Source organism: Enterobacter sp. UPMP2052 (genome assembly GCF_053709675.1).
On record NZ_JBSKJR010000001.1, the window covers coordinates 1,471,740 to 1,495,477 of the forward strand.

Annotated in this window: 23 protein-coding genes; 8 read left to right on the top strand and 15 right to left on the bottom strand. The window is 57.2% G+C overall.

The window, feature by feature from the left end; all coding sequences use genetic code 11:
- Positions 1 to 31: 31 nt before the first annotated feature.
- Positions 32 to 307 carry a cell division activator CedA gene (gene cedA / locus ACWKX3_RS06860; RefSeq protein ID WP_153681542.1) on the bottom strand — a complete coding sequence of 92 codons (276 nt, stop codon included), beginning with the start codon at positions 305 to 307 and terminating at the stop codon, positions 32 to 34.
- Positions 308 to 474: 167 nt separating this feature from the next.
- Between cedA and katE the strand changes: the two genes are divergently transcribed.
- Positions 475 to 2,724, top strand: a complete 2,250-nt coding sequence (gene katE / locus ACWKX3_RS06865) for a catalase HPII (RefSeq protein ID WP_454541496.1) — start codon at positions 475 to 477, stop codon at positions 2,722 to 2,724.
- 126 nt (positions 2,725 to 2,850) lie between these two features.
- Here the strand turns inward: katE and chbG are convergent, their stop codons facing one another.
- From chbG to osmE, 7 genes are all read right to left on the bottom strand, one after another.
- A complete protein-coding gene (chbG, locus tag ACWKX3_RS06870) occupies positions 2,851 to 3,609 on the bottom strand; it encodes a chitin disaccharide deacetylase (RefSeq protein WP_454541497.1) in 759 nt (252 codons plus the stop codon).
- An 11-nt stretch (positions 3,610 to 3,620) separates the two neighbouring features.
- Positions 3,621 to 4,970, bottom strand: a complete 1,350-nt coding sequence (locus ACWKX3_RS06875) for a 6-phospho-beta-glucosidase (RefSeq protein ID WP_454541498.1) — start codon at positions 4,968 to 4,970, stop codon at positions 3,621 to 3,623.
- A gap of 112 nt (positions 4,971 to 5,082) precedes the next feature.
- Positions 5,083 to 5,901 carry a transcriptional regulator ChbR gene (chbR, locus tag ACWKX3_RS06880; RefSeq protein ID WP_006174845.1) on the bottom strand — a complete coding sequence of 273 codons (819 nt, stop codon included), beginning with the start codon at positions 5,899 to 5,901 and terminating at the stop codon, positions 5,083 to 5,085.
- 24 nt (positions 5,902 to 5,925) lie between these two features.
- Entirely contained in the window at positions 5,926 to 6,273 is a 348-nt protein-coding gene (chbA, locus tag ACWKX3_RS06885) for a PTS N,N'-diacetylchitobiose transporter subunit IIA (protein ID WP_006174844.1), read from the bottom strand.
- A 47-nt stretch (positions 6,274 to 6,320) separates the two neighbouring features.
- On the bottom strand, positions 6,321 to 7,679 hold the full coding sequence (chbC, locus tag ACWKX3_RS06890; RefSeq protein WP_006174843.1) for a PTS N,N'-diacetylchitobiose transporter subunit IIC: 1,359 nt from the start codon (positions 7,677 to 7,679) through the stop codon (positions 6,321 to 6,323).
- Between the two features lie 80 nt (positions 7,680 to 7,759).
- Positions 7,760 to 8,077: a PTS N,N'-diacetylchitobiose transporter subunit IIB gene (chbB, locus tag ACWKX3_RS06895; protein ID WP_006174842.1), complete on the bottom strand. Its 318-nt coding sequence runs from the start codon at positions 8,075 to 8,077 to the stop codon at positions 7,760 to 7,762.
- A gap of 281 nt (positions 8,078 to 8,358) precedes the next feature.
- Positions 8,359 to 8,703: an osmotically-inducible lipoprotein OsmE gene (gene osmE, locus ACWKX3_RS06900; protein WP_058609040.1), complete on the bottom strand. Its 345-nt coding sequence runs from the start codon at positions 8,701 to 8,703 to the stop codon at positions 8,359 to 8,361.
- 230 nt (positions 8,704 to 8,933) lie between these two features.
- On the opposite strand from osmE, the gene nadE reads away from it, so the two are divergent.
- Together nadE and cho are read left to right on the top strand one after the other, a co-directional pair.
- Positions 8,934 to 9,761, top strand: coding sequence for an ammonia-dependent NAD(+) synthetase (gene nadE / locus ACWKX3_RS06905; RefSeq protein WP_454541499.1), 828 nt, complete (start codon positions 8,934 to 8,936; stop codon positions 9,759 to 9,761).
- A gap of 138 nt (positions 9,762 to 9,899) precedes the next feature.
- Positions 9,900 to 10,778 (top strand): excinuclease Cho, encoded by an 879-nt coding sequence (gene cho, locus ACWKX3_RS06910; RefSeq protein WP_282484279.1) that lies wholly within the window; start codon positions 9,900 to 9,902, stop codon positions 10,776 to 10,778.
- Here the strand turns inward: cho and ves are convergent.
- From ves to astC, 7 genes are all read right to left on the bottom strand, one after another.
- The gene (gene ves, locus ACWKX3_RS06915; RefSeq protein ID WP_454541500.1) at positions 10,756 to 11,313 is read right to left on the bottom strand and encodes an environmental stress-induced protein Ves; all 558 of its coding nucleotides are present in this window, start codon (positions 11,311 to 11,313) and stop codon (positions 10,756 to 10,758) included. The two genes, cho and ves, sit on opposite strands and share 23 nt — an antisense overlap.
- 298 nt (positions 11,314 to 11,611) lie before the next feature.
- Positions 11,612 to 12,106, bottom strand: coding sequence for an ATP-independent periplasmic protein-refolding chaperone Spy (gene spy, locus ACWKX3_RS06920; protein ID WP_006174836.1), 495 nt, complete (start codon positions 12,104 to 12,106; stop codon positions 11,612 to 11,614).
- Positions 12,107 to 12,443: 337 nt separating this feature from the next.
- A complete protein-coding gene (gene astE, locus ACWKX3_RS06925) occupies positions 12,444 to 13,409 on the bottom strand; it encodes a succinylglutamate desuccinylase (protein ID WP_454541501.1) in 966 nt (321 codons plus the stop codon).
- Positions 13,410 to 13,419: 10 nt separating this feature from the next.
- Positions 13,420 to 14,745, bottom strand: a complete 1,326-nt coding sequence (gene astB, locus ACWKX3_RS06930; protein ID WP_454541502.1) for an N-succinylarginine dihydrolase — start codon at positions 14,743 to 14,745, stop codon at positions 13,420 to 13,422.
- Positions 14,732 to 16,219 carry a succinylglutamate-semialdehyde dehydrogenase gene (gene astD / locus ACWKX3_RS06935; RefSeq protein ID WP_454541503.1) on the bottom strand — a complete coding sequence of 496 codons (1,488 nt, stop codon included), beginning with the start codon at positions 16,217 to 16,219 and terminating at the stop codon, positions 14,732 to 14,734. Before astD ends, astB begins: the two co-directional genes overlap by 14 nt.
- Positions 16,216 to 17,250 (bottom strand): arginine N-succinyltransferase, encoded by a 1,035-nt coding sequence (gene astA, locus ACWKX3_RS06940; protein ID WP_058609045.1) that lies wholly within the window; start codon positions 17,248 to 17,250, stop codon positions 16,216 to 16,218. The genes astD and astA overlap by 4 nt, the downstream gene beginning before the upstream one ends.
- On the bottom strand, positions 17,247 to 18,467 hold the full coding sequence (gene astC, locus ACWKX3_RS06945) for a succinylornithine/acetylornithine transaminase (protein ID WP_006174831.1): 1,221 nt from the start codon (positions 18,465 to 18,467) through the stop codon (positions 17,247 to 17,249). The genes astA and astC overlap by 4 nt, the downstream gene beginning before the upstream one ends.
- A 433-nt stretch (positions 18,468 to 18,900) precedes the next feature.
- On the opposite strand from astC, the gene xthA reads away from it, so the two are divergent.
- The 5 genes from xthA to ACWKX3_RS06970 are packed head-to-tail and all read left to right on the top strand — an operon-like array spanning position 18,901 to position 23,701.
- Entirely contained in the window at positions 18,901 to 19,707 is an 807-nt protein-coding gene (gene xthA / locus ACWKX3_RS06950) for an exodeoxyribonuclease III (RefSeq protein ID WP_088207463.1), read from the top strand.
- Positions 19,708 to 19,713: 6 nt separating this feature from the next.
- Positions 19,714 to 20,397, top strand: coding sequence for a TVP38/TMEM64 family protein (locus tag ACWKX3_RS06955; RefSeq protein ID WP_454541504.1), 684 nt, complete (start codon positions 19,714 to 19,716; stop codon positions 20,395 to 20,397).
- Positions 20,398 to 20,403: 6 nt separating this feature from the next.
- Positions 20,404 to 21,573, top strand: a complete 1,170-nt coding sequence (locus tag ACWKX3_RS06960; RefSeq protein WP_454541505.1) for an ABC transporter substrate-binding protein — start codon at positions 20,404 to 20,406, stop codon at positions 21,571 to 21,573.
- Positions 21,546 to 23,081: a thiamine ABC transporter permease gene (locus ACWKX3_RS06965; protein WP_454541506.1), complete on the top strand. Its 1,536-nt coding sequence runs from the start codon at positions 21,546 to 21,548 to the stop codon at positions 23,079 to 23,081. The genes ACWKX3_RS06960 and ACWKX3_RS06965 overlap by 28 nt, the downstream gene beginning before the upstream one ends.
- Positions 23,081 to 23,701: an ATP-binding cassette domain-containing protein gene (locus tag ACWKX3_RS06970; RefSeq protein WP_454541507.1), complete on the top strand. Its 621-nt coding sequence runs from the start codon at positions 23,081 to 23,083 to the stop codon at positions 23,699 to 23,701. The genes ACWKX3_RS06965 and ACWKX3_RS06970 overlap by 1 nt, the downstream gene beginning before the upstream one ends.
- The last annotated feature ends 37 nt before the right edge of the window (positions 23,702 to 23,738 follow it).

The following is a 23,738-nucleotide window of genomic DNA, read 5'->3' on the forward strand; positions in this document are numbered from 1 at the left end:
AAACCGCCTGATGGCGGTTTTTTTATGTCTGTTAATCTTCAACCTCTTCTTCCTGGCGGATTTGCACCGCCCAGCGCTGCGCCGACTCGGGGACCGTAAACACGGGGGAGCGGCGGAAGTGTTCACCAATCAGCACAAATGCCACGTACTTCCCACGCAGCTGCCAGACATCGCGAAAGCCCTCAACCTTCAGGGCATGGTCAGGCGGCGCAGGTTCGACGCGGGGTACATAGCTAATAACCTGGCGATTTTGTTGGCGAAGAGGTTTCATAAGCGACGGGTTCACTAATACAGATTCTGAATACAGGAAATTTCTATCATAGCCGATTCTCCCCCCACCCGTCGCGCCTCGGGGGCCGATGATGACAGCTTTCGTTAAGAAAAATGTCCTAAAACGCCTGGTTCGTTAGCCTGTTCATGACATTGTTCTATCCTTAATAGGGTTTTTAGGAACGTATACAGGAGAAGCGTGCAATGTCGAACAATGATAAAACACATCAATCACCCATTCATGGCACTGAAGAATCTCAACCGGGAATGGATTCACTTGCTCCAGCGGACGGATCGCATAAGCCTTCACCGGGCCCTTCCGCACCGGGCGAACAACCTACTGCGCCGGGAAGTTTCAAATCCCCGGGCAACGCAAATGAAAAACTGAATGCTCTCGAGCCTCACCGCAAAGGCGGCGAAGGCCATGCGCTGACAACTAATCAGGGCGTACGTATTGCCGATGACCAAAACTCCCTGCGCGCAGGCTCTCGCGGGCCTACCCTGCTGGAAGATTTTATCCTGCGGGAAAAAATTACCCATTTCGACCACGAGCGCATCCCGGAACGCATCGTTCACGCGCGTGGCTCTGCGGCACACGGCTATTTCCAGCCCTATAAGAGCCTGAAAGATATCACTAAAGCGGACTTCCTCTCCGATCCCGACAAAAAAACGCCGGTGTTTGTGCGCTTCTCTACCGTCCAGGGCGGCGCAGGCTCTGCCGACACGGTGCGTGATATCCGCGGCTTTGCCACCAAGTTTTACACCGACGAAGGGATTTTCGATCTGGTAGGGAACAATACGCCGATCTTCTTTATTCAGGATGCACATAAGTTTCCTGACTTTGTCCATGCGGTAAAACCAGAGCCACACTGGGCCATACCGCAGGGACAAAGTGCACATGACACCTTCTGGGACTATGTTTCCCTACAGCCCGAAACCTTACACAACGTGATGTGGGCGATGTCCGACCGTGGGATCCCGCGCAGCTATCGCACCATGGAAGGGTTCGGGATCCACACCTTCCGCCTGATCAACGCCGAAGGTAAAGCCACGTTTGTGCGATTCCACTGGAAACCGGTCGCCGGTAAAGCGTCGCTGGTGTGGGATGAAGCCCAGAAGCTGACCGGTCGTGACCCGGACTTCCACCGTCGCGAGCTGTGGGAATCCATTGAAGCGGGTGATTTCCCGGAATACGAACTGGGGCTGCAGTTAATCCCGGAAGAGGACGAGTTCAAGTTTGATTTCGACCTGCTCGACCCGACCAAGCTGATCCCCGAGGAGCTGGTTCCCGTGCAGCTGGTGGGCAAAATGGTGCTCAACCGTAACCCGGATAACTTCTTCGCCGAAAACGAACAGGCCGCGTTCCACCCAGGGCATATCGTCCCCGGCCTGGACTTCACCAACGATCCTCTGCTGCAGGGGCGTTTATTCTCATATACCGATACGCAAATCAGCCGCCTTGGCGGGCCAAACTTCCACGAAATCCCGATCAACCGCCCCACCTGCCCTTACCACAACTTCCAGCGCGACGGGATGCACCGCCAGGATATCGACACCAACCCGGCCAACTACGAACCTAACTCGATCAACGATAACTGGCCGCGTGAAACGCCGCCGGGGCCGAAGCGCGGCGGGTTTGAGTCTTATCAGGAACGTGTGGACGGGGCAAAAATCCGCGAACGCAGCCCCTCCTTTGGGGAGTATTACGCCCACCCTCGCCTGTTCTGGAACAGCCAGACGCCAATTGAGCAACAGCATATTATCGGCGGCTTTAGCTTCGAACTGAGTAAAGTGGTGCGCACCTACATCCGCGAGCGCGTGGTGGATCAGCTCGCGCATATCGATATCCAGCTTGCCCAGAGCGTTGCCGACAATCTCGGCATTACGCTCACCGACGAACAGCGTCATGCCGCCCCGCCGAAAGACGTCAACGGCATCAGGAAAGATCCGTCCCTGAGCCTCTATGCGGTACCGGGCGGGTCAATCAAGGGCCGCGTCGTGGGGATCCTGCTTAACGACAAAACCCGCGCCAGCGATCTGCTGGCGATCATGACAGCGCTGAAAGCCAAAGGGGTGCACGCCAAACTGCTCTACTCGCGCATGGGCGAAGTGACGGCTGATGACGGCTCAGTACTGCCGATAGCGGCCACCTTTGCGGGGGCGCCGTCGCTGACGGTGGATGCGGTGATTGTGCCGTGCGGCGATATCGCCAGCCTGCTTGGCAACGGTGATGCCAACTACTACCTGCTGGAAGCCTACAAGCACCTGAAGCCGATTGTGTTTGCTGGCGACGCACGCCAGTTTAAACCGTTGCTGAAAGTAGCGGATCAAGGCGAAGAAGGGATTGTCGAGGGTGACAGCGTTGATGATGCGTTTATGACCCAGCTGTTCGACCTGCTCGCCGCCCACCGCGTGTGGTCGCGAAGCAGTAAAACTGCGCAGATCCCGGCATAAAAAAAGCCGGGTGGCCGTGCGGGCTGATACCCTCACCCCAACCCTCTCCCACGGGAGAGGGAGCAAACATAAAAAAAGGCAACGTTCGTTGCCTTTTTACTTTTACCTCGCCCCCGGGCTTTTTACTCACAGATCGTTAAACGTCCCTAAACGATAACCGCGCTCGGCAATCGCATACTTCAGCGAGGATGAGGTCAGGATATCCAGCTCTGTCAGCCGCGGCCAGCAGTAGGCACTTTTGCGTATCGTATTATCAACAAAAGCCGGGTGCGCCATAACCTCCAGCGAATGCTCGCCTCGTGCGGCAGACTCATCCAGTACCTTCAGGAACAGTGCTTCGTCGATTTCATCCCCGTAAAATGCGCTGCTGAACCCGTCGGTCGTGGACACAGACGGGCTGCTCAGGCCATGAAGCGCCAGCTCAGTGCGATCCACGCGCATCGCCACCCCTTTACGCCGGGCAAACTCCGCGACAATCGGGAGAATCGCCGGGATCATATGCACGTGATGATGGCTGTCGATATGTGTCGGCTCACGACCAAACACGTCAACAAAGCGGTTAAACTGGCAGTCCAGCTCGCGGGTGATTTCGTCGAGCGGCAACGTCCCCTGCTCGGCCATTTCCCAAATCCATTTGCCCAGTGCGCCGTCGCGCGTCAGGCCCGGCATGGGGGAAAGCGGCATGCCCAGCGTCAACACAAAGTGCATACCGACACCGAGCTCAGGTACGTCCCGGCTGAGCTGCGCCGCGTGCCCGGCCGCTTCACCATTGATCATGGCGGTGGTCGAGGTCACGATGCCCCGACGACAGGCTTCAATGATGCCGTAGTTCTGCCCTTTCGACAGGCCAAAATCATCGGCATTCACAATCAGCAGGTTTTCCATTGCGCCCCCTCTTAACGGTGTTTCAGCTTCTCAACCGTAGCAGCAAAGTTTGGCAGCCATTTCTCATGCGCCAGGATCATCTCACTCGCCAGCTGTTCCGCGTCGCGGTCGGAATGCACCAGTGGGCTAAGGTTCAGCGCCAGGAGCACATCGTTCAGCTCGCCGCTTAACGCAGCGTGGCTCGCCGCCACTTCAAACCCTTTGATGGTATGGATCAGGCCCATCACTTTGTCATCAAAATGGGTGATGCGTGGGTGCGGTTTTGCGCCGTCGCGGCCCAGGATACAGGTCATCTCAACGGCCCAGTCTGCCGGAATGTTATCGATGTGTCCGTGATGCGGCACGTTCACATAGTGTTCCGCCAGCTTGTCGTTATAGATGGCGTTAATCACTTCACACGCCGCGTCCGAATAGTACGCCCCGCCGCGCTGCTCAAGCTCTTTTGGCTTAACGTTCAGGTTCGGATCTTTATACAAATCAAACAGCTGCTTTTCAACTTTCTGCACAACCTGTGCACGCGCGCCGCCCTTGTAGTATTCACCCATCTCAATCGCCAGCATCTCTTTCTGCTTGAAGTAGTAAAGCAGATAGGAGCACGGCAGCAGATTCAGCGAGCGAATAAGCCCTTCGCTGAACGGCAGGTCAAAGATATTTTTCACCGATGCGGCAGTCAGACGGCCGGAGGCCACACCGTCGAGCAGCTCGGCAAAGCGTGATGTGCCGTTAACGATCACATCTTTGATGAATACCATGTGGTTCAGGCCGAACAGGTCGATGGACAGCTCGTCGCTGTCGCTCAACGCAAGTACGTCGCGAATAAACATCTTCATGCCAATCGGAATATTACATACACCGATAAAACGCTTGAAGCCGGTATGGCGGTACACCGCCTCGGTGACCATGCCCGCCGGGTTAGTAAAGTTGATCACCCAGGCATTCGGGCAGATCTCTTCCACATCTTTGATAATGTCGAAAATCACCGGGATGGTACGCAACCCTTTGAACAGGCCACCTGCGCCGTTAGTCTCCTGACCGAGGTAGCCGTGGCTGAGCGGTATACGCTCGTCGAGCTCGCGGGCTTTCAGCTGGCCTACACGCAGCTGGGTCGTTACAAAATCAGCATCTTTCAGCGCCAGACGGCGGTCGAGGGTTTTATGCACGGTGAGCGGAACGCCCGCTTTTTCAACCATACGCTGGCAGAGGTCGAAAATAATATTCAGCTTCTCCTGACCTTCCTCAACGTCCACCAGCCATAATTCGCTCACCGGCAGTTCATGATAACGTTTCAGGAAACCTTCCAGTAATTCCGGGGTATAGCTGCTGCCGCCACCAATGGTTACGACTTTTAATTTCTGTTGCATAAATATCTCCCTTCGCATATCAGGTTAACCGCCTGCAACGTATAGCGTGCTGTTCCCGCTATTTTGGGCAAGCAATCAAGACAGTATTCGTGGCGGATATAACCGCCAAAAGTTAATTCATTACCGTTAAACTCTTTCGGTAACTGTTCGGTGTGAATGAGGTAAATTTCTTAAAGGTCTTAATAAACAGACTGGGACTGCTGTAGCCCGACTCATAGGCAATATCGGTGACAGAGTAGTTCGTAATTTCCAGCTGTTTTTTGGCAAAATTAATGCGGATTTCATTAATTATTTGCACGGGCGTTTTGCGATAATAGCGCTGGGTCGCGCGGGTTAAATATTCCTGCGACTTACCCGATAACGCCACCATATTCTCCAGCGCATTGTCACTGAATTGACATTTATCGTGCATCATTTCAACGGTGCCGCGCAGCCACTGGGGAATATCATCAATCACCTGCTGTTCTTCACGGTGATGACGAAGACGGTTCATCACGTAGAAGGTGACGGTTTCAATAAACTCATCAAATTCGTTATCGCGGAAGTTAAGCGATGCAATCACCGTTTCAATCCAGGTCATGAACTCGTTTTTGACGCGATAGACCTGCGAGGCCACGAAGCAGAACGGCACCAGCGGCAGGTAGTGTTTCTCAAAGAAACGTCTGCTTACCCCAACGTTGAGAATGCGCGTTGCACCGAATTCATAAAAGCTCTGGTGATAGGAGCCCATCGGCAGGAAGACGAAATCACCGCGTTCCAGCAGGACACGCTTGCCGTTGATCTCCTGATAGTAGCGGCCGGTCAGAACAATCGTGAACTCGTAGTAGTCGTGCTGGTGCAGACCGCTCGCGCTCTCCGTCTTGTTGTAAATAACCACATGAAAATTTTTGCCATTAAACAGCTGCTGCTCAAAAGCGGTTTTAATTTCCATCGTGCTGACCTCCTGCTACCTGACTTACTGCATCTTCTCGTGAAGCTCAATCAACTCAGCCACCAGCTCGCGGGCCAGCATGGACGTCATTAGATGGTCCTGAGCATGAACCAGCACCAGGCTCACTTTCATCTTCCCTTCGCCCTGATCGCCTTCGATAAGTTTAGTCTGCACGAGGTGAGCTTCATTCAGCGCGGTGCGCGACTGATCCATCATCGTTTTGGCTGCTGCAAAATCGCCCTGCTTGGCCTGCTTCAGCGCGGCGTAGGCCAGGCTACGGGCCTGTCCTGAGTTGATGATGAGGCCCATCACCACTTCTTCCAGATCGTTCTCTGCGGCTTCTTCGGCTACGATACTGTCCAAATCTAACATCTTTTCGCTCCTTGTGGCTGGCGCGGGCTGCCCCGCGCCGTGCAATTTTAGAATTTCAGTGCGAGGGCGATATCCTCTTCGCTCTCTTCTTCGTCGATGACCGTTGCGGCTTTGTTCGCTATCGCCACGAACGGCATGTACAACAGGGTGGCAATTCCGAGGTTGAATATCGCCAGCAGGAAGGCGGCCACGCTACCGTTGGTATTGAAGAACGCGCCCAGACCGGTCGGCATCGTCCACGGTGCAATGTTGGTTACCGGCGGGATAATGCCCAGGTAGTACGCAATCAGCGTAATTGCCGCCAGCAGAGGCTGAACCAGCACGAAAGGAATGAACATCACCGGGTTCATGATGATTGGCAGACCAAACAGGATCGGCTCGTTAATCTGGAAGATGCCGGAAGGCAGCGCCAGTTTCGCCACCTGACGATGGTCAGCGCGGCGAGACACAATAAAGACCGCGATGATCAGACCCAGCGTCGCCCCGGTACCCCCCAGGAAGATATAGGAGTCCAGCATCGGCTTCGCCCACACATGGAAGGTTTTACCTGCTGCCAGTGCCGCATCAACGGAACCGTACTGCTGGTAAAGCGCAACGTTTTCCAGTGCCCACGGGGTCATGATGCCGCTGTCCAGCGCCGCCAGTGCCAGTGAACCATGCACGCCGAAGAACCACAGCAGGGAGGTGAAAATCACATACGCCCAACCGACCACGCCACCCATCGACGCCAGCGGCGTGGAGATAGAGTCCATGATGATCTGGTGGAAGTTTGTACCCCAGTGAGAAAGCGCCCAGGCAATAATCCCCATAATAGAGAGGATAATGAAACCTGGAATCAACGCGGAAAATGAACGAGAAACAGAGGCCGGTACGCTATCCGGTAAGCGAATAACCCAGTTACGACGGATAATAAAGGTGAACATTTCCGCCACGACCAGGCCGATAATAATACCGGAAATAATATTTGCGCCACCCAGCCAGTTTGCGCCAACGGCATAGGCTTCGCCCACGCTGTATGGTGTTACCGTCATAAAGGCGGCAATCGATAATAAACCGGCCGCCAGCGGATCCACTTTACGTTCTTCCGCCAGCGCCATGCCAATAAAGAAAGGGGCCATCAGCGACATAATACCCAACGTACCGTTGTATACGTTGCCGCCGATGGCTTTAAGACCATTGAGGGTTTCAATGGTGGAAGCGTCTAACCTGATTCCTAATGAATAAAAGAAGGAACCTTCCCCGAAGCTCAGAAAAACGTTGTTAATTAAAACGAACATTGCCCCGGCCAGCGTCAGCGGCATTAATTTAATAAAGCCGTTTTTGATGGCATTAACGTGAGGCTGCTTTCCTATTTTAACAGCAAAAGGAAGGAGTACCTTTTCAAGTGAAGCGATGACTTTACTCATAGGAAAATACCCTTAAATGCCGCAACTGACGTTACGGCGTATTGTGTGTGAAATTACTCTTTGACGGGAAAAATAAAAAATTAATTAGCAGCTTTTTTAATGGCCGCAACAGCAGCTTTCAGTACACCTAACCCATCGATTTTGCCATACAGCACAGAATCGATAACTTCGACAGGCTTATTCGGTAACAGACGTTGAATTTCAGGCAGCATGTAAGCGATTTGTGGCCCCAGCAACACGACGTCTGCCGTCTGGCCTTTCTCGCCCGCCAGCGTCTCTGGAAACGCTTCGATTACGACGGGAACTTCATACTTTTCGGCCTGCGCGCGCATCTTGGAAACCAGGAGTGAGGTTGACATGCCCGCTGAGCAGAACAGATAGATATGTTTCTTTTCCATAATAATTTCCCTCTTGTATCACTACCCACCGTCGCACTCTCACTCGACTTGCTATCCTGGCTGACGGGCAGATGGCTTACTGTTGTTTATCGTTGAAGTGAGTATACGCAATGGTACAAGGCGGGGATAATTCTGAACAGGCTGAAATTGTCTCTCATTGACCTGGCTTGTTGACTACCTTCACATTTCGGGCAAATAATTCGCGCAAAGAAATAAGATTCACGCGGGCGAAAAAAAACCGGCCTGCTGGCCGGTTCTTTATCATCCTCTGGCAAGCGCGGTTACTGCGCCTTAGGTGCCTGCGGATCGGTGTCGTATTCAGCACAGGTCTGGTAACCTGAGTTCATCACGCGTCCTGCATCATCCAGCGCGACGAAGTAGGTTTCTGCCTTACCATCACGTTGACCCAGGATGTAGGTCTGGCAGGTACCTTTCGCATGGATCATGGTGACTTCAGAAGATGGCTTACCGGCAATCGCGGCAACCTGGGAACGCGTCATCCCTTTTTTGACATCTTTAACGACTGGCTGTGTGAACTGATCTTTCGTGCGATCGTAAGCTGTACACCCTGCCAGCATAGTCAGTACCGCCGCTGCGCTTAAAATTCCTGCTACGTTCTTGTTCATATTCCGTCCTCTTGTTTATCAGCGTGTTATCTAAGCATGGAATAAAAAACACTATTGTTCAACTTTGCGAGTTACGCCAGACGAATTTCAGAAAAATCTAATAAAACAATATTAACTCGCGAAATTGGCGTAATTCAGCGCACTCAAAACCGTGAACCTTGTCGTTTTACGTCCAAAGGGTTAGTTTTAACAGATGACCAATTCTGTTCGATTCTGCAAAGGGGGGCGTAATGGCTCTGCAACAAGAGATTATTCAGGCGCTGGGCGCAAAGCCTGCGATTGACGCAAACGAAGAGATCCGCCGGAGCGTCGATTTTTTAAAGTCGTATCTTAAAACCAATAGCTTCCTGAAATCCCTGGTGCTGGGCATCAGCGGCGGCCAGGACTCCACGCTTGCGGGTAAGCTGAGCCAGATGGCTATCTCTGAGCTGCGTGAAGAGACCGGGGATAATGCGCTGCAGTTCATTGCCGTTCGTCTGCCCTACGGCGTGCAGGCTGATGAGCAGGATTGTCAGGATGCCATCGCCTTCATCCAGCCCGATCGGGTTCTCACGGTGAACATCAAAGGCTCGGTCCTTGCGAGCGAGCAGGCGCTGCGTGAAGCGGGCATTGAGCTGAGTGATTTCGTTCGCGGCAATGAAAAAGCGCGTGAACGAATGAAAGCCCAGTACAGCATTGCGGGAATGACCAGGGGAATTGTGGTCGGCACCGATCACGCCGCAGAAGCCATCACCGGCTTCTTCACCAAATATGGCGATGGCGGCACCGACATCAACCCGCTCTTCCGCCTGAACAAGCGCCAGGGTAAGCAACTGCTGGCAGCGCTTGGCTGCCCTGAACACCTTTATAAGAAAGCGCCTACCGCCGATCTGGAAGACGATCGCCCTTCCCTGCCGGATGAAACCGCGCTGGGCGTCACCTACGACAATATCGACGACTATCTGGAAGGTAAAACGCTGGACGAAGGCACCGCGAAAATTATTGAAGGCTGGTATCTCAAAACCGAGCACAAGCGTCGTCCGCCGATCACGGTGTTTGACGATTTCTGGAAGAAATAACCCGGCGTCGCTACGCCTGCACGGGCCTGTGATCCTTCCAGGCCCGGTCATCGCCCCTTGCCCCCCTGCTCATTCGCCTCTTTTTTAACCACTAAACACCTGCTACACTGTATGCCTGAACAGTATATGGAGCAGTATGTGAGCAGGCGTCAATCAGCCCCGCGCCTTGAATTTGAAGCGGCGGCTATCTATGAATATCCGGAACATCTTCGCCCCTGGCTTGAGGCCCTGCCAAAACAGCCTGGCGTCTATTTTTTCCATGGCGAAAGCGACACCATGCCGCTTTACATCGGCAAAAGCGTCAATATTCGCAGCCGCGTGTTATCCCATTTGCGTACCCCGGACGAGGCGGCGATGCTGCGTCAGTCCCGGCGCATCACCTGGATCCAGACGGCCGGTGAGCTGGGGGCGTTACTGCTGGAAGCCCGGCTGATCAAAGAACAGCAGCCGCTGTTCAACAAACGGTTGCGCCGTAACCGCCAGCTCTGCTCTATCCAGGTCCTGGCCGGTAAACCACAGGTGGTTTACGCGCGTGAAGTCGATTTTTCGCAAGAACCTAATCTCTATGGCCTGTTTGCCAACAAACGCGCGGCGCTGCAGACCGTACAAACGCTGGCGGACGAACTCCAGCTTTGCTATGGCCTGCTGGGCCTGGAGGCCACCACGCGCGGGCGCGCCTGCTTCCGCTCGGCGCTCAAGCGCTGCGCAGGAGCCTGCTGTGGAAAGGAGAGCGTGGAAGCGCACCATGCACGTTTTCTCGACGGGCTGGCCTCGATTCGCGTCAACTGTTGGCCCTGGGAAGGTGCCGTGGCGCTGAAAGAGACCGGGGACGGGATGACCCACTACCACATCATTCATAACTGGCTATGGCTGGGCGCCGTGGATAGCCTGAACGATGCCGTTTCGCTGCTCCGCACGCCCGCCGGGTTCGATCAGGACGGCTACAAAATTCTCTGTAAGCCGTTGTTGACCGGGCAGTACGAGGTCATTTTGCTCAATGACCTGGAAGCCAGGTAATTTCGCTGAACAGCAACGTCCCTTTCGTTTCCAGTAACCGCAGGGTGTGCGAGCCGTTTTCCCAGCTGGCCCCCTGATCGGCCCTCAGCAGTTTTTCACCCAACTGCCACGCGCCGCTCAGCACGAAGATCACGCCCCCGCGTGAGCCAAAGGTGGTGAAGGTTCTGTCCGCAACGCGAACCTTTGCCCGACACTGCTCCCGACGCGTCATGATGTTGAAGTCCATCGACATCTGCCCGTCGGTGAGCAGCGCCTTTACCGGCAGATCGCCGGCAAAGCTGTAAGGCTGATGGTGCTTAAGGGTATGGCAGAACGCCTTCCCGGCATCCAGCGTCACCTCTCCCCCCTCCAGCAGCGTAATGACCCGGTCAACGCCCGGAAAAGAGGAGAACTCGCCGTTGCTGGCGATGGACGCAATGCTGGCGCGCCAGGAAAAATCACGCGTCGCGGAAGGAAAGCAGCAAATTTCGCGGGTCTCACCGGCCCCATTACGCCAGAGGCTGACCGGCATCTTGCGGATATCAAAGAACTTCATCACCACTCCTGAAGGGCGCTCATACGCCAGCCCAGCGGCATTACGCCCTCTGCAGTCTTGATTGTTATCGTTAGGTACTCCCGGAAACAGTATCGGCAGCAGAGCAGACATGCCTTAGGCGGACGTTGATAAAAAATATAACGTCATGACTCTTTTACTTTTTCTCTGGAGCGACAACAGGAGAATACCGCGCTTCTGGCGGCAGGCAAGAGGAGGATGAAAGAAAAAACCGCCGGTCCTGTCCACAGCAATTGTGCTTTGTGGACAGGATCCCGGCGGTCTTAAGTGTGTGAGCCTGTTATTCGGCTGGTGTTGGCATTTTAGCGTCCGGCGCGTGACGTTCTGTCAGACGCTTCTCAAAATTGGCATTAAATTGTTTTTTCTGTTCCGGCGTCAGAATGTTGTAGATCTTATTCTGGGTTTCCATACGGGACAGCATCATGGCTTTATGCTGTTCGGCCATCTTGTCGATTTGCGCTTCAGCTTTCGCTTTATCGAAACTGTCGCTGGCAATGATGTCATGCATTGCGCGGCGTTCTTCCAGCGGCGGACGCTTCATCTGGTCGCGCTGGCTTTTCATGATGTCGCGAACCTGCTGCTTCTGCGCATCGGTCAGGTTCAGATCTTTAAACATCATATCGTGGTGCATACCCGGCTTGCCTTTATGATGCATCATCATTTTGCCTTCGGTTGGCGCAGCAGCGGTAGTGGTCGCGGTATCTGCGGCGAAGGCCATGCTGGTAGCGCCCAGAGCCAGGGTAGAAGCAACAAACAGTGCAGTGAATTTACGCATAATTTATTTCCTTTCTTTCAGTTATTCTTCGGCGCTATGCCGTGTTGACGAGATTAACTTTACGGGGTTTATCGTCAATTAGTCAGAGCAACGGTAAAACAATGAAAGTGTAAAAAACACTTTATCGCCAATTGTGGAGGAATTAAGGAAAAAGCGTGGAGAGATGAAACAAAAATATTCAACAGAATGATTTTAAAGAGATTATGAAGAAGTATATCGAAGTCGTGATTATTTTAAAAGCAGTTCACCAGGAATAATCTGCAAAATAATGGCAATCACGTGAATCGCTAAGAAAATAATGTTTAGCGCCCCTCTCCGCAAAGAGAGGGGGATACTGTCAGGTCATTTTTTCCAGCATCAGTCCGGCTCTCAGGCCCAATGCAACGGTGGGATTGGGGAATAACACATACTCCGTGCGTTGACGCACCTCATAACGCTCCTCGCCGTCTTCGGCCAGCAATACTCCCTGGCGAAACGGCGTGAAATTCAGGGTATGCGCTGGCATGTGCAGCCGGAACGCCTCGCTGCGCCGGGTGATCTGCTGCACTACCCGATAGCGCTCCACCGGCCCGGGCGCATGTGCCAGCGGCGTGCCGCCGAGCAGCGCCCGCAGCGCCTGATGGGTGGCGGCAAAACGCGTCAGATCGTTGTGACCAAACGGCAACGCTTTTCCCAGCTCCAGCGTGCAGGCCAGCGCGCCAAAACGTTCACAGGTGAAATGGGTGAAGGTGCCGCCCGGCGTCTGATGGAAAACTAACGCCTCAAGGCCAGCATCGCCGAGCCAGGTGAGGAAGGCTTCATCCCACGGCTGGCTGCGCTGCGGCAGTACGCCAAAACGCATGTGCCAGGAGGCGCGGATCGCCGTATGCAGATCCAGATGCCAGCGTTCTTCTCCCTGCGTGGCAAAAAACGCGGCCACAACGCCTTCCAGCCAGGCTGCGCGCGCCGTTTCCCCGCACTCAGTGAACTGCGACCAGCGCCCGCCAAACATGCGGTTGATGTCGCTTGTCAGGTAGCGTTTGTTTTCTGCCAGCGCGGGCGGGTTGCCAAGCACCACCAGCAGACGGTTTTGCAGAGCGATCTCACCGCGAAAGAGCGCGTGCAGCAGCAGGTCGACAATCTCGACCGGCGCGGTTTCATTGCCATGAATGCCAGCCGAGAGCAAAAGCGAACGTTCGCTGTCGGCATGCGGCGTCAGTTCGAGTACACCGTCTCCGTGCCACTGCCAGTTAAACGACGGGCCTTCTCCCTGCTTCTGCGCGGGTGTGTCCCCGGCCAGCGTCAGCGCCAGTAATGTTTCCATTTCCTCTCCTTTAGCGCTGGAACGGATAAACAGAGCCGAGGCGCAGGATCGTCGTCAGATCGTCCAGCGCCTCGCGACCTTCGCGCAACAGCTGCGGGTCAACCAGATCGGCATGCGTCAGCCGGTCACGGTAGTAACGATCCACCCAGTTGTTGAGCGCTTCAAACAGCGCGTCATTCATCATGACCGCCGGATTCACGGCCTGCATTTCCGTTGGGGTTAACACCACCCGCAGGCGTAAACAGGCCGGCCCGCCGCCGTTGGCCATGCTTTCGCGCAGGTCAAACACGCGCAGTTCATCGATCGGGTTGTCGGCCTTCACCAGCTGGTTAAGGTAGCGCCACACGCCGTCGTGGTTATGCGACTCCTGCGGCAGCACCAGCATCATGCTGCCGTCGTCACGGCTCAGGAGCTGGCTATTAAAGAGGTACGTTTCGACCGCATCCTTCACGCTCACCGCCTGCGCGGGAACCTGAATCGCCATAAATCCTGGCACTTTCTCGCGCAGCGTGGAGAGCAGTCTGTCCTGATGGGCAAACGCCTCTTCGTGACAAAAGAGCACCTGACGGTTGGATACGGCAATCACGTCGTTGTGGAATACACCCTGGTCAATCACGCGGGGATTCTGCTGGGCAAACAGCATCTGTGAGGGGTTCACCTGGTTCAGACGCGCGACCGCCTGGCTCGCTGCCAGCGTCTGTCGCGCAGGGTAGCGCGAAGGCGCTGCGTGACCGCCCTCTTCCCGGCCATAGACAAAGAGCTGCAGGCCAGGCTCGCCGTAATCACCGCCCAGACGGTTATGGTTGGCCGCCCCTTCGTCACCGAACATCGCCACCTGCGGCAGCGCCTGATGCACGCTGAAATGGCCATCATGGTTGAAGATGGCGCGCAGCACGCGCTCGGTGGTGTCGGCTTCGGTGGCCCGGTGAAATTTGTTGTTAAGGTTCGCCACCGTAAAATGCACTTTGCCATCCAGCGTATCCGCCGACGGCGCAACGGTAGCCGCATTTGCTACCCACATCGAGGAGGCCGAGCTGGCGGCAGAGAGCAGGTGCGGCGTTTGCGTTCCCGCTTTCTCGACCACCTGCTCGTCGCTGCCGCTGAACCCGAGCTGGCGCAGAACCGTGACGTTCGGTCGCTCCTGCGGCGGGATCACCGCTTGTGGAAACCCGGCGTCCGACAGGGCTTTCATTTTCAGCAAGCCCTGCTTTGCCGCCAGTTTAGGATTCGACACCTGAAAGCGGTGCTTCGTCGAGGCTTCATTCCCAAACGACAGCCCGGCATAGTGGTGCGTCAGCCCCACCAGCCCGTCAAAGTTAACTTCACGCGCTTTCATGGCGGTCTCCCTGAGTGAAGTCCAGCCCTGGATTAAGGGTCTCCGGCAGCGTTAGCGTCGGCGTTTCGAGGCTTGCCATCGGCCACGCGCAGTAATCTGCCGCATACCATGCGCTGGCGCGATGGTTGCCCGATGCCCCGACGCCGCCAAACGGCGCGGTGCTGGCGGCCCCGGTGAGCGGTTTGTTCCAGTTGACGATGCCTGCACGCGCCTCTAACAGCAGCTGTTCAAATTTCTCGCGCTGGGGTGAGATCAGCCCGCTCGACAGTCCATAGCGGGTGTTGTTCGCCATCTCAATGGCGTCGTCAAACGCGTCGTAACGCCAGACGCACAGCAGTGGCCCAAAGACCTCTACGTCCGGCACGCTGCTAACGCCGCTCATCTCAATAATGCCCGGCGACAGCAACGACGTCCCCGGCTCGATCAGGCGCGGCTCCAGCAGCGTTTTGCCGCCGCGGGCCTTCTGCTCCTGCCAGGCGTTAAGCACATTTTGTGCCGCCTGCCCGGAGATCAGCCCGCCCATAAACGGCTGCGGTTCGGCATCCCAGCGCCCGGGAACCAGACGCACGGATACCTCTACCAGCCGCGTTAGAAACGCATCGCCCTGCGCCCCGCGTTTCACCAGCAGACGGCGCGCGCAGGTGCAGCGCTGCCCGGCAGTAATAAAGGCGGACTGGATCGTCAGATGTACCGCAGCGTCAATATCATCTGGATCGTCGACGATCAGCGGATTATTGCCGCCCATCTCCAGGGCCAGGATCTTCTCCGGCTGACCGGCGAGCTGGCGATGCAGCTGATAGCCCGTTCCGGCGCTGCCGGTAAACAGCAGGCCGTCAATATCGTTCAGCGCGCTCAGCGCCTGACCGGTTTCACGTCCACCCTGCACCAGGTTAAGCACGCCCGGCGGCAGCCCGGCCTGCTCCCAGAGTTTTACCACCGCTTCGCCGGTTAAGGGCGTTAACTCACTCGGTTTGAAGATAACGGTATTCCCCGCCAGCAGCGCGGGCACGATATGACCGTTCGGCAGATGGCCGGGGAAATTATACGGGCCAAAAACCGCCAGCACGCCGTGCGGACGATGGCGCAGCGTGGCGGCACCATCGGGCATCCCGGTGTGCTGCTCGCCGGTGCGCGTATGGTAGGCCTTCACCGAGATGCCGATTTTGTTGATCATCGCCGTCACTTCGGTGGCGGCTTCCCAGCGCGGTTTACTGGTTTCGGTGGCAATGATCCGCGTCAGCTCGGCTTTGTTGGCATCCAGCAGCGCGGCAAATTTTTCAACGAGGGACTGGCGTGCCGAAAACGGCTGCTTCGCCCAGGCCGGAAAGGCACGGCGTGCCGCGTGGCACGCCTGTTCCACCTGCGCCGGGCTGGCATCGTTACCCTGCCAGAGCACCTCTTTTCCCACCGGGTTAGTTTTGACGCGCGGTTCGCCTTCGCCCGTGATCCAGTCGCCGTTAATCCATAAAGTCATGCTGTTTTCTCCTCAGGGCAAAGTCGCACCAGGCGAACCTTGTCGCCGGGGTTACATTTCAGGGCATCCAGTTGCGCCGCCGTCAATATCAGGCGCTCGCATTTCGGGTTGGTGCGCACCAGCGTGGCGCGGAAATTTTCATCCTGCTCGTTCGAGACCATACAGGCAGGCCATTCGCCAGGTGCGGGCTGGCCTTCGGCCACCGTCACCAGGCGGCTTTTACGGATCGCGCGCACGCGATCGATATCGCATTCCAGCGTCGGCCCGCCGTCAAAGATGTCGACGTAGTTACGATAGCGGAAACCTTCTTTCTCCAGCACCGCGCGGGCAGGCGCGGTTTGCGGATGTACTTCGCCAATCACCGCCTGCGCCTGCGGGCTGAGGAAATGGGTATAAATAGGATGCTTTGGCATCAGCTCGGCGATAAATGCTTTCTGCCCGGTGCCGCAAAGGTAATCCGCCCGGCTGAACTCCATCGAGAAGAAGCGCTCGCCCAGGCTTTCCCAGAACGGCGAGTAGCCTTTCTCGTCGATCACGCCGCGCATTTCGGCGACCACTTTTTCATTGAAGCGGTCGCGAAACGCGGCCATAAACATAAAGCGCGATTTGGACAGCAGATAACCGTTGCCCTCTTTGCGCCACTGCGGATCGAGGAACAGCGTGCACAGCTCGCTGCTGCCGGTGTGGTCGTTACAAAGAAACAGCGTCGGCAGTGCGTTATAGACATTCAGCTCTTTTGAGGCGTGAACCATGGTGCCAACACGGTAGTTGTACCACGGGTCGTTTAGCCCGACGGCCACTTCAATGGCGCAAATCCCGGCCACGGTGCCGGTGTCAGTATCTTCCAGCACGAACACGTAACCCTGTTCGCTTTTTGGCAACGTCCCCTGCCAGGTTTGCAGGGCGCGCTCGATGCGCGCCGACAGCGTAGTTTCATCGGCAGGCAGCGAGGTCAGCCCGCCCCCTGTCTTACCGGCAAGTTGCATGAGCCCGGCGAGATCGCCGCGCTCAACGGGACGGATAACCATCATGATGACACCCCGGATTTCACCTGTTCGCAGGCCAGTGCGAAGCGATCCAGCCCGGTGCGGATCTCCTCTTCGGTCACGATCAGCGCGGGCGCGAATCGCACCACGTTGGCACCGGCAATCAGTACCATCACGCCCAGTTTTGCCGCTTCCTGCGAGATGAGCTTCGCTTTCCCGGCAAACTCAGGCGCGAGTTCGCAGCCAATCAACAGCCCCAGGCCGCGGATCTCTTTAAACAGGCCGGTCTTAGCGTTAATGGCGGTAAGACGTTCTACAAACCAGTCGTGGCGCTGCTTGACGCCGTTCAGCACCTCCGGCGTGTTAATGATGTCCAGCACCTGCCCGGCGACGGCTGAGGCGAGCGGGTTACCGCCGTACGTCGTCCCGTGGGTGCCGACGGTCATCACGCTGGCGAATTTATCGGTCGTCAGAATCGCCCCCACCGGGAACCCGCCGCCCAGCGCTTTGGCCGTGGAGAGTACGTCCGGCGTCACGCCGTAGTGCATGTAGGCATACAGCTCGCCAGTGCGGCCAACGCCTGTCTGCACTTCGTCGAAAATCAGCACCGCGTTATGGCGGTCACACAGTTCGCGCAGCCCCTGTAAAAACGCCTGTTGCGCCGGGAGTACACCGCCTTCGCCCTGCATCGGTTCGACAATCACCGCGCAGGTGGAATCGTTAATCAGTTCGCTGGCCGACTGCAAATCGTTATAGCTGGCGTGACGGATGTCCGGCGGCAGCGGCGCGAAATCCTGCGAGTAAGAGGGCTGGCCGCCCGCGCTGACGGTGAACAGCGTGCGTCCGTGGAAAGCATTTTTAAACGCCACGATGCCGCTCTTGTGCGCCCCAAACTTATCGTGGGCGTATTTGCGCGCCAACTTCAGCGCTGCCTCATTCGCTTCTGCCCCCGAGTTGCAGAAAAACACTTTTTCAGCAAAGGTCGCGTCGATCAGCTTTTTCGCCAGCCGCAGCGCCGGCTCGTTGGTGTAGCCATTGCCGGTATGCCAGAATTTTGCCGCCTGGTCATTCAGCGCCTGGCGCAGCGCCGGGTGAGCATGGCCCAGCGCATTTACCGCAATGCCACCGGCAAAATCGATATACTCTTTGCCCTGCTGATCCCACAGGCGCGAACCTTCCCCACGTACCGGAATAAAAGCCGCCGGCGCGTAAACCGGCATCATCCATTCATTAAAATTTTCACGCGTAATTGACAGAGACATAGCGACCTCATCCGGTAAATAAAAGGTTGTTTAAATGTTAAATAATTGAGTGTTTGCACTGTGAATGTAGATTGCAGAGTTCGTGCCAGCCAGCGATAAAAATGCATAAACGGGTCATGAGGACACAATATCAAGGAGTTGCGATATGGAGTTATTCACTGTTGATGCATAAAAAGTGAATATTTTTACGCAAAGCGGCATCCGGCGATATGAAAACCAGAAAGAGTATGCAGAGGCCAAATATAATTCTGGAATTGTGATCGCTCGCGAAATTTCCCGACCGTTTACGCGCTTTATCAGGGCAACGCGCCTCAGAATGGTGCAAAAATTGCACCGTCGGGAGCCTCTGTCGCAGTTATTGGTCAAACCCGATAACAGCGGGCCAAAATTCTGCTACCATCCCTGCACTATTCACCTTGCACTGGCAGCGACTATGAAATTTGTCTCTTTTAATATCAACGGCCTGCGCGCCCGCCCACACCAGCTTGAAGCAATTGTTGAGCAACATCAGCCTGATGTTATTGGCCTGCAGGAGACAAAAGTTCACGACGACATGTTCCCCCTCGAAGAGGTGGCGAAACTGGGCTACAACGTCTTTTATCACGGCCAGAAAGGCCACTACGGCGTGGCGCTGCTGACCAAAGAGACGCCGGTTTCCGTGCGCCGCGGCTTCCCGGGCGATGACGGTGAAGCGCAGCGTCGCATCATCATGGCGGAGATCCCCTCCCCGCTTGGCAATATCACGGTGATCAACGGCTACTTCCCGCAGGGCGAAAGCCGCGACCATCCGACCAAGTTCCCGGCTAAAGCGAAGTTCTATCAGGATCTGCAGGACTACCTGACAACTGAACTGAACAAAGAGAACCCGGTGCTGATCATGGGCGATGTCAACATCAGCCCGACCGATCTGGATATCGGCATTGGTGAAGAGAGCCGTAAGCGCTGGCTGCGCACCGGCAAATGTTCATTCCTGCCGGAAGAACGCGAGTGGATGGATCGCCTGATGGGCTGGGGCCTGGTGGATACCTTCCGCGCCGCCAACCCGGACACGCAGGATCGTTTCTCATGGTTTGACTACCGCTCAAAAGGCTTTGATGACAACCGTGGCCTGCGCATTGACCTGCTGCTGGCAAGCGCGCCGCTGGCCGAGCGCTGCATCGAAACCGGGATCGACTACGACATCCGCGGTATGGAAAAGCCGTCTGACCACGCGCCGGTGTGGGCGAAATTTAAGCTGTAATTCTGTGTGAACATTCGTAAAACGCTTTTCCTGTGCGCCCTTCTGGGCGCATTTGCGCTGGCGTGGGCCTGGCTTCCACCGGGCATGCTCTCCCTGAACGCCATACAAACCCACCACCAGTCGCTGCTCGCGGCGAAAGCACAGGCACCGCTGCAAAGTGCTGCGCTCTTTTTTGCGATCTATACGCTGGTGTCGGCGCTCTCGATCCCCGGCGCGGCGATCCTGACGCTGCTCGGCGGGGCGTTGTTCAGCCTGGGGGAAGGCCTGGTGCTGGTCTCGTTTGCCTCGACGCTCGGGGCTACGCTTGCGATGCTTGCCAGCCGCTACGTGTTACGTGAGTGGGTTCAGCAGCGCTTTGCCCGGCAGATGTCCACGATTAATGCGGGTATGGACCGCGACGGCGCGCGCTATCTTTTCGCCCTGCGCCTGATGCCGCTGTTCCCGTTTTTCCTGGTTAATCTGCTGATGGGGCTGACGCATCTCAGCGTGTGGCGCTACTGGTGGATAAGCCAGCTTGCGATGCTGCCCGCCACGGCTATCTTTCTTAATGCCGGGCGCGAGCTGGGAAAACTGACCAGGCCTGGCGATATTCTGTCGCCAGGCCTGGTATTCGCCCTTACACTACTGGGGTTATTGCCGCTGGTTACCCGCTGGCTGTTTTCTCGTTATCCCCTTTCATCAAAAAAGTGAGGCATTATGCGCCGTGTGCGTTTTTGCGCGTTTCTTACCGGCCTGCTGATGGCGGCCCCCGTCTTTGCCACCGACGACTGGCAAACCCTCCAGCACGAGGCCCAGGGCCAGACCGTCTGGTTTAACGCCTGGGGCGGCGACCCCGCGGTGAATCGCTACCTTGACTGGGTGAGCGACGAGATGAAAACGCATTACGCCATCACCGTTAAGATCGTGCATCTGGCGGATGCCGCCGATGCGGTGAAACGCATTCAGACCGAGCATGCCGCCGGACGCACCACCCGCGGCTCGGTTGATCTGCTGTGGGTTAACGGCGAAAACTTCCGCACGCTGAAAGAGGCTAACCTGCTGCAAACCGGGTGGGCGCAGGCGCTGCCAAACTGGCGCTATGTCGATACCCGCAAACCGGTGACCGAAGATTTTGCCATCCCGACCGAGGGCGCAGAATCGCCGTGGGGCGGCGCGCAGTTGACCTTTATCGCCCGCAAAGCCAGCCTACCCGTGCCGCCGGAAGATCCTCAGGCCCTGCTGGATTACGCCCGGCAGCATCCGGGTAAAGTCAGCTATCCGCGTCCGCCGGATTTTACCGGTACTGCGTTTCTGGAGCAGTTGCTCCTGACGCTCACCCCACGGCCTGAGGCACTGCGCAACGCCCCCGATGATACCTTTGCCGAGGTCACCGCCCCGCTGTGGCGCTATCTCGACCAACTGCATCCGCTGCTGTGGCGCGAAGGGAAAGATTTCCCGCCGTCGCCCGCGCGCATGGACGCGCTGCTCGCCAGCGGCAGCCTGAACCTCTCGCTGACCTTCAACCCGGCGCACGCCCGGCAAAAGGTTGCCAGCGGTGAACTGCCTGACGATAGCTACAGCTTCGGTTTTCGCGATGGCACGATCGGCAACGTTCATTTTGTCGCCATACCGGCCAACGCCCGCTCGGGCGCAGGCGCGAAAGTGGTCGCCAATTTCCTGCTCTCTCCAGAGGCGCAGATCCGCAAGGCCGATCCGGCAATCTGGGGCGATCCGAGCGTCCTTGATGCCCGAACCCTTCCCGCAAAAGCAGCGCAGAGGCTTGCCGCACACACGCCTGCGGGCCTGCCCGCAATGCTTGCCGAGCCGCATGCCGCCTGGGTTAACGCACTGGAGCAGGAATGGCTGCGCCGCTACGGCACGCGTTAAGCGCCCTGGTCTGGCTGGCGATGGCGGTCATCTATCTGCCGATGCTCCCGGCGGCGGGCTTACTGCTGGCGCCGGCGTTCAGCCCCGACAACTGGCTGTCGCTGATGAGCGATCCCCAGTTGCCGCAGGCGCTGGCCGCCACGCTGGTCTCGGCGTTGATTGCCACGCTCGGCGCGTTGTTTATCGCCCTGAGCCTGGTGACACTTCTCTGGCCCGGCGAGCGCTGGCGGCAGTTGAGCAGCCGCCTGCCGTGGCTTTTAGCCATTCCTCACGTGGCCTTCGCCACCAGCGTGCTGCTGACCTTTGCTGAAGGCGGCCTTTTCTATCAAATTTGCACGCTGTGTACCGCGCAGATGGACCGGTACGGGATCGGCCTTGGGCTGACGCTTGCCGTCAAGGAGAGCGCGTTTGTGCTGTGGATGCTGTACGCCGTACTGTCTGAGCACCCGCTTGCGCAGCAAAAACTGGTGTTACAGACCCTCGGCTATGGCCGCCTGCAGACGCTGCGCCTGCTGATCCTGCCGACCATTGCCCCTGCGCTGGGCGCTGTAATGCTGGCCGTGCTCGCCTGGTCGCTCTCCGTGGTCGATGTCGCCATCGTTCTGGGGCCAGGCAACCCGCCGACGCTGGCGGTGCTGGCGTGGCACTGGCTGAGCCAGGGCGATGCCCAGCAGCAGGTGAAAGGAACGCTGCTGTGCGTGATCCTGCTGGTGCTGCTGGCCGTACTGGCCGCGATGAGCTATGGCATCTGGAATATCTGGCGGCGCACGCTGCCGGATATGTCCGGCATACGGCGGGCATCACACGCCCGACTCCCCCTCAGCGCAGGGGCCGGGTTTCTGCCCGGCTGCGGCGTGCTTTGCGCCGCAGTGCTGGTGATGCTGGCGCGCTATCGCGAGGTCGACCTTGCCCTCTACACCACCAGCCTGTCGCTTGGCCTGCTATCCAGCCTGCTGGCGCTGGTCATCATTTTTCTCTGGCTCGAATGGGGGCCGCAACGCAGCGCGCTGTGGGTGTGGCTTCCGCTGGCGCTTCCCGCACTGCCGCTGGTTTCCGGCCAGTATGACCTTGCGCTACGACTGGGGATGGACGGGCAGTTTACCGCCGTCCTGTGGGGCCACCTTCTGTGGGTGGTGCCGTGGATGTTGCTGATTCTGCAACCCGCGTGGCGCAGGCTTGACCCGAGGCTGATCCTGACGGCCAAAACCCTCGGCTGGCGTCGGACTAAAATTTTCGTTCTGCTGAAATGCCCCCTGCTGATCCGGCCTGCCCTGCTGGCGTTTGCCACGGGCTTTTCGGTGAGCATGGCGCAATACATGCCGACGCTCTGGCTGGGTGCGGGGCGCTACGCCACGCTGACCACCGAGGCCGTCGCGCTCGGTAGCGGCGGCAGTGTCCCGGTGCTGGCAAACCTGGCGCTGGGCCTGCTGCTGGTCACCGGCAGTATATTTGCTGCCGCCGCGCTGTTATCCCGGCTTGCAGGCCGCTACCGCAAAGGACTACGCTAGTGCTGAAAATAGACAACCTCACCATTGAGCCGCTTTTTCGGCAGGTCAGTTTCTGCGTCCCGGCGGGGCACATCGTCACGCTGATGGGCCCCTCCGGCTGCGGGAAATCGACGCTGTTTTCCTGGATGGTGGGTGCGCTGTCAGCCGATTTTCAGGCGCGCGGCGAGCTATGGCTGAATGGCCGCCGCTGCGATACCCTGCCCGTGGAACAGCGCGGGCTGGGCATTCTGTTTCAGGATGCCCTGCTGTTCGATCACTTCAGCGTCGGGCAAAATCTGATGCTGGCCCTCCCGGCCCGGATCGCCGGACACGCCCGGCGCGAGGCCGTCCAGCAGGCGCTGGCGTCTGCCGGTATGGCGCACCGCTACGCCAGCGATCCGGCTACGCTTTCTGGCGGGGAGCGCGCCAGAGTAAGCCTGCTGCGCGCCCTGCTCGCCGAGCCGCAGGCCCTGCTGCTTGATGAGCCGTTCAGCCGCCTCGACAAGGCGTTAAGGGTCTCTTTTCGGGAATGGGTCTTTGATGCCGTTCGCACCCGCAATATTCCGGTGGTGCTGGTTACCCACGATGAAGAGGACATCCCGCCTGACGGCGAGGTGATTGCGCTTTCCCGCTGGCAATAATGTGCTAACGCAATGTTTTTTGTGACCGGAGAGAGGA

What these genes read in the sequence shown, in the direction of transcription:
- katE (WP_454541496.1), top strand. Translation starts at nt 475, where the DNA reads ATGTCGAACAATGATAAAACACATCAATCACCCATTCATGGCACTGAA.
- chbG (WP_454541497.1), bottom strand. Translation starts at nt 3,609, where the DNA reads ATGGAAAACCTGCTGATTGTGAATGCCGATGATTTTGGCCTGTCGAAA.
- ACWKX3_RS06875 (WP_454541498.1), bottom strand. Translation starts at nt 4,970, where the DNA reads ATGCAACAGAAATTAAAAGTCGTAACCATTGGTGGCGGCAGCAGCTAT.
- chbR (WP_006174845.1), bottom strand. Translation starts at nt 5,901, where the DNA reads ATGGAAATTAAAACCGCTTTTGAGCAGCAGCTGTTTAATGGCAAAAAT.
- chbA (WP_006174844.1), bottom strand. Translation starts at nt 6,273, where the DNA reads ATGTTAGATTTGGACAGTATCGTAGCCGAAGAAGCCGCAGAGAACGAT.
- chbC (WP_006174843.1), bottom strand. Translation starts at nt 7,679, where the DNA reads ATGAGTAAAGTCATCGCTTCACTTGAAAAGGTACTCCTTCCTTTTGCT.
- chbB (WP_006174842.1), bottom strand. Translation starts at nt 8,077, where the DNA reads ATGGAAAAGAAACATATCTATCTGTTCTGCTCAGCGGGCATGTCAACC.
- osmE (WP_058609040.1), bottom strand. Translation starts at nt 8,703, where the DNA reads ATGAACAAGAACGTAGCAGGAATTTTAAGCGCAGCGGCGGTACTGACT.
- nadE (WP_454541499.1), top strand. Translation starts at nt 8,934, where the DNA reads ATGGCTCTGCAACAAGAGATTATTCAGGCGCTGGGCGCAAAGCCTGCG.
- ves (WP_454541500.1), bottom strand. Translation starts at nt 11,313, where the DNA reads ATGAAGTTCTTTGATATCCGCAAGATGCCGGTCAGCCTCTGGCGTAAT.
- spy (WP_006174836.1), bottom strand. Translation starts at nt 12,106, where the DNA reads ATGCGTAAATTCACTGCACTGTTTGTTGCTTCTACCCTGGCTCTGGGC.
- astE (WP_454541501.1), bottom strand. Translation starts at nt 13,409, where the DNA reads ATGGAAACATTACTGGCGCTGACGCTGGCCGGGGACACACCCGCGCAG.
- astB (WP_454541502.1), bottom strand. Translation starts at nt 14,745, where the DNA reads ATGAAAGCGCGTGAAGTTAACTTTGACGGGCTGGTGGGGCTGACGCAC.
- astD (WP_454541503.1), bottom strand. Translation starts at nt 16,219, where the DNA reads ATGACTTTATGGATTAACGGCGACTGGATCACGGGCGAAGGCGAACCG.
- astA (WP_058609045.1), bottom strand. Translation starts at nt 17,250, where the DNA reads ATGATGGTTATCCGTCCCGTTGAGCGCGGCGATCTCGCCGGGCTCATG.
- astC (WP_006174831.1), bottom strand. Translation starts at nt 18,467, where the DNA reads ATGTCTCTGTCAATTACGCGTGAAAATTTTAATGAATGGATGATGCCG.
- xthA (WP_088207463.1), top strand. Translation starts at nt 18,901, where the DNA reads ATGAAATTTGTCTCTTTTAATATCAACGGCCTGCGCGCCCGCCCACAC.
- ACWKX3_RS06960 (WP_454541505.1), top strand. Translation starts at nt 20,404, where the DNA reads ATGCGCCGTGTGCGTTTTTGCGCGTTTCTTACCGGCCTGCTGATGGCG.
- ACWKX3_RS06965 (WP_454541506.1), top strand. Translation starts at nt 21,546, where the DNA reads ATGGCTGCGCCGCTACGGCACGCGTTAAGCGCCCTGGTCTGGCTGGCG.